At 69.0% G+C, this 3,300-nt stretch carries 3 protein-coding genes and 2 tRNA genes; all 5 read right to left on the bottom strand.

What is annotated here, in order from left to right:
* On the bottom strand, positions 1-490 hold a 490-nt coding region (locus KDM41_17650), incomplete at its 3' end, for a hypothetical protein (GenBank protein ID MCB1185246.1).
* Between the two features lie 251 nt (positions 491-741).
* Positions 742-818, bottom strand: a tRNA-Val gene (locus KDM41_17645).
* A gap of 53 nt (positions 819-871) precedes the next feature.
* A tRNA-Ile gene (locus KDM41_17640) sits at positions 872-948 on the bottom strand.
* Between the two features lie 89 nt (positions 949-1,037).
* Positions 1,038-2,759, bottom strand: coding sequence for an RNA polymerase sigma factor RpoD (gene rpoD / locus KDM41_17635; GenBank protein MCB1185245.1), 1,722 nt, complete (start codon positions 2,757-2,759; stop codon positions 1,038-1,040).
* A 7-nt stretch (positions 2,760-2,766) separates the two neighbouring features.
* Positions 2,767-3,165 (bottom strand): hypothetical protein, encoded by a 399-nt coding sequence (locus KDM41_17630; GenBank protein ID MCB1185244.1) that lies wholly within the window; start codon positions 3,163-3,165, stop codon positions 2,767-2,769.
* Positions 3,166-3,300 lie beyond the last annotated feature (135 nt).

The following is a 3,300-nucleotide window of genomic DNA, read 5'->3' as shown; positions in this document are numbered from 1 at the left end:
CCTCGTGGTCGGCGCCGGCCCGGGCCGCCGCCTCGCTCTCGGCGTGCAGGCGGACCGCCTCCCGCTCGCCCCGTCCGGCCTGGCGGGCGGCGTCACCCCGGGCATCGCCCGTGGCGGCGCGGGCCGCATCCTCGGCCTCGACCAGCAGCAGGGCCTCGCTCTCGAGGTCGGCGAGCTTCTGCTCGAGGCCCGCGATCTCGAGCTGCAGGGCCTGGAACTGGCGGCGGTCGCTCAGGCCCACGATGCGGTCGTTCTTCAGGGCGAGCGCGGCCGCGGCGGTGCGGATCTCCGCTTCCTTGAGGCGCAGGCGCACGGCGACCGTCCGTTCGCCGTCGGCGGCCTCGGCCGCGTCCTCCTCGTACTCGGCCTGCAGTTCCCGCAGATGCTGCTCGCGGTCGGTGTGGTGGTGCACCGTGTGGGCGGCCGTCTCCCGGGCCTCCTCGCAGGCGCCCAGCTGGACCAGCAGGTCGATCAGGATCCGTTCCTCCAAGGGCCCCTCCCCCGTGCGCGTGATGGTGGCGAACGCCGCGCCATGATATCACCGATCCCGGGACGCCACCACCGCCGTCCGGGCCGCGCCGCGCCGCCGGACCGCGGCACCCAAAGAAAAAGGGCGCAGAATTGCGCCCTTAATCCGTTCACTCGAACTTGAATCTGCCAGACGCCCCGGGCGGGGTCTGCGGTCCCACCCGGAACGGTCTCGCAAATCGGCCTGTCCTGTTCAGTGGTCGGGAAATCCGATGGTGGGCGATACTGGACTCGAACCAGTGACCTCTCGCGTGTGAGGCGAGCGCTCTAGCCAGCTGAGCTAATCGCCCATCGGAATTCGTCGTCCGGTCCGGGCGGGCGCCAGGAGTTTGCGACGACTCGCTGGTGGGCCCACCTGGACTTGAACCAGGGACCGGCCGGTTATGAGCCGGCTGCTCTAACCAACTGAGCTATAGGCCCACGACCGGACGGGCAAGATATATCATCACCCCTTGCCGGTCAAATCCAAAACCCCCGGCGCCGGGGCGGCCGGCCGCCGGGTGGTACGGTCACACCATCTCGCCGTAGCCCTTGAGCTTCCGGCTGCGGCTGGGGTGGCGCAGCTTGCGCAGGGCCTTGGCCTCGATCTGGCGGACGCGCTCGCGCGTGACCTTGAAGATCGTGCCGACCTCCTCGAGGGTGCGCGGCGTGCCGTCGCCCAGGCCGAAGCGCAGGCGGATGACCTTCTCCTCTCGCCGGGTCAGGGTGCTGAGCACGCGCTGCATCTGGTCCTTGAGCATGCTGTGGGCGGCCAGGCGGGCCGGCGAGGGCGCCGTCTCGTCCTCGATGAAGTCGCTCAGGTTGCTGTCCTCGTCCTCGCCGATGGGGCGGTCGAGGCTCACGGGCTCCATGCTGGCCTGCAGCACGCCCTGCACCTTCTCCAGGGGCATGTCCAGGGCGGCGGCCACCTCTTCGGGCTTGGGATCGCGGCCGAGTTCCTGCAGGAGCTGGCGATTGGCGCGGTTCACCTTGTTGATGGCCTCGATCATGTGCACGGGCACGCGGATGGTGCGGGCCTGGTCGGCGATGGCGCGGGTGATGGCCTGCCGGATCCACCAGGTGGCGTAGGTGGAGAACTTGTAGCCCTTGCGGTAGTCGAACTTCTCGACCGCGCGCATCAGGCCGCTGTTGCCCTCCTGGATCAGGTCGAGGAATTCGAGACCGCGATTGGTGTAGCGCTTGGCGATGCTGATCACGAGCCGCACGTTGGCCTCGATCATCTCGCGCTGGGCCGTGTCGACCTGCTGCTTGCCCATGACGATCTCCGAGCCGATGCGGTGCAGCTCGTCGCCGGTCAGGCCGATCTCGCGCTCGACGTCCTGGATGCGCTTGCGCAGGACCTTCACCGCGCGGTGCGCCTCCTGCAGCTCCTCCTTCTTCGTGACCTTGGTGCTCTTCTTCTTCATGACCGCGGCCATCTCGGCGAAGGGCACCTGCACCTCCTCCTCGATGCAGGTCACGCGCGCGTGCAGGTCGGCCACCTTGTTGTGGACGAGCATCAGCCGGTTGGCCATCTGCTCGATCTGGTTCGGGGCGAGATGCAGGTCGAGGAAGGCTTCGAGGATCTTCTTCTCGCGGGCGGCGACCATCTTGGTCAGGGTGGCCGTGCGCGTGGCGTTGCGGCACGAGCCGAGTTCCTTGCGGGCCTCGAGCTTCTCCTTCTGCCAGCCCTCGATCTTGTCGAGGGTGCGCAGGATGCGCTTGCCTTCCTTGCGCGCCGAGAGATGCACGTTCCAGGTGGAGGTGTCGTGCTGGATCACCTCGTCCACGTGGACGGCCTCGGCCAGGAGCTGGTTCGCGGTCTGGCGCAGCTCGGCCAGGCTGCTGGTCGAGCGCAGCGTGGCGTGGATGATGGAGAGGCGGCCGTCCTCCATGCGCCGGGCCAGGTTCACCTCGCCCTGGCGGGTGAGCAGGGGCACGCGCCCCATCTCGCGCAGGTACATGCGCACCGGGTCGTCGTACTTGACGTTGGTGCGGGAGACCTTGCGCGCGGCGACGGCCTTCTTCTTCTCCTTGCTCTTGCGACGCGCGAGGCGGCTCTTGGCCTGCTCCTCGGTGTCGTAGTAGTCGATCTGCAGCTCGCCGAGTTTCTCGTAGATCCGTTCGATGAGGGCGACGTCGGAGTTGTCGCCCAGCAGGTCGTTCACCTGGCTGTGGAGGATGTAGCCCCCCCTGGCCGTGGCTTCCTTCCTGATGTCCTCGATGATCCGGTCGAAGTCGTTGTTTGCCATGCGCGCGCTATGCTCCCGTGTTCCCGTCGGCTCCGACCCGCGTCGGGCGACGCCGGTCGAAGTCAGCCCTGAGCCGGCCGAGACAGTCCCGGACGACCTTGGTGAAATCCGTATTCGCGGGCCGGTCCTCCCTGTTGATCAGGCGGCTGACGAAGCCCCGGTAGGCTCCGTCGCCGGCGAGGTTCCAGCGGTCCTCGACGTACCGTCGCGGCGAGGCGTGGCTCCCTGCGTCGCGCCAGGCGGCGAGTTCGTCCGCGAGGACGGCCGCCGGCGCCTGGTGCATGGCCAGGTCTCCCCGTTCGGCCAGGAAGATCCGGGCGGCCTCGCCCGAGTCGTCCTGCATGATGTGGGCGAGCATGTCCGTCTCGATGGCGTCGGTGTTCACCCGCGTCAGCCGGCGGCGCACCGTCGGCCCCCGCCGGCGCGGCGGGGCGGCCGCGGCCGCGGGCGGCGCGGGCGGGCGGGGTCGGGCCGGCGGAGCGGATCGCTCGCGGGTTGATGGTCAGGCCCTCTTCACCCACGTGATCGAAAATAATGTGGC

The sequence above is a fragment of the bacterium genome (assembly GCA_020440705.1).
GTDB lineage: Bacteria > Krumholzibacteriota > Krumholzibacteriia > LZORAL124-64-63 > LZORAL124-64-63 > JAGRNP01.
Note: the sequence above shows the minus strand (reverse complement) of the source record. Positions and strands in the feature narration are given on the sequence as shown.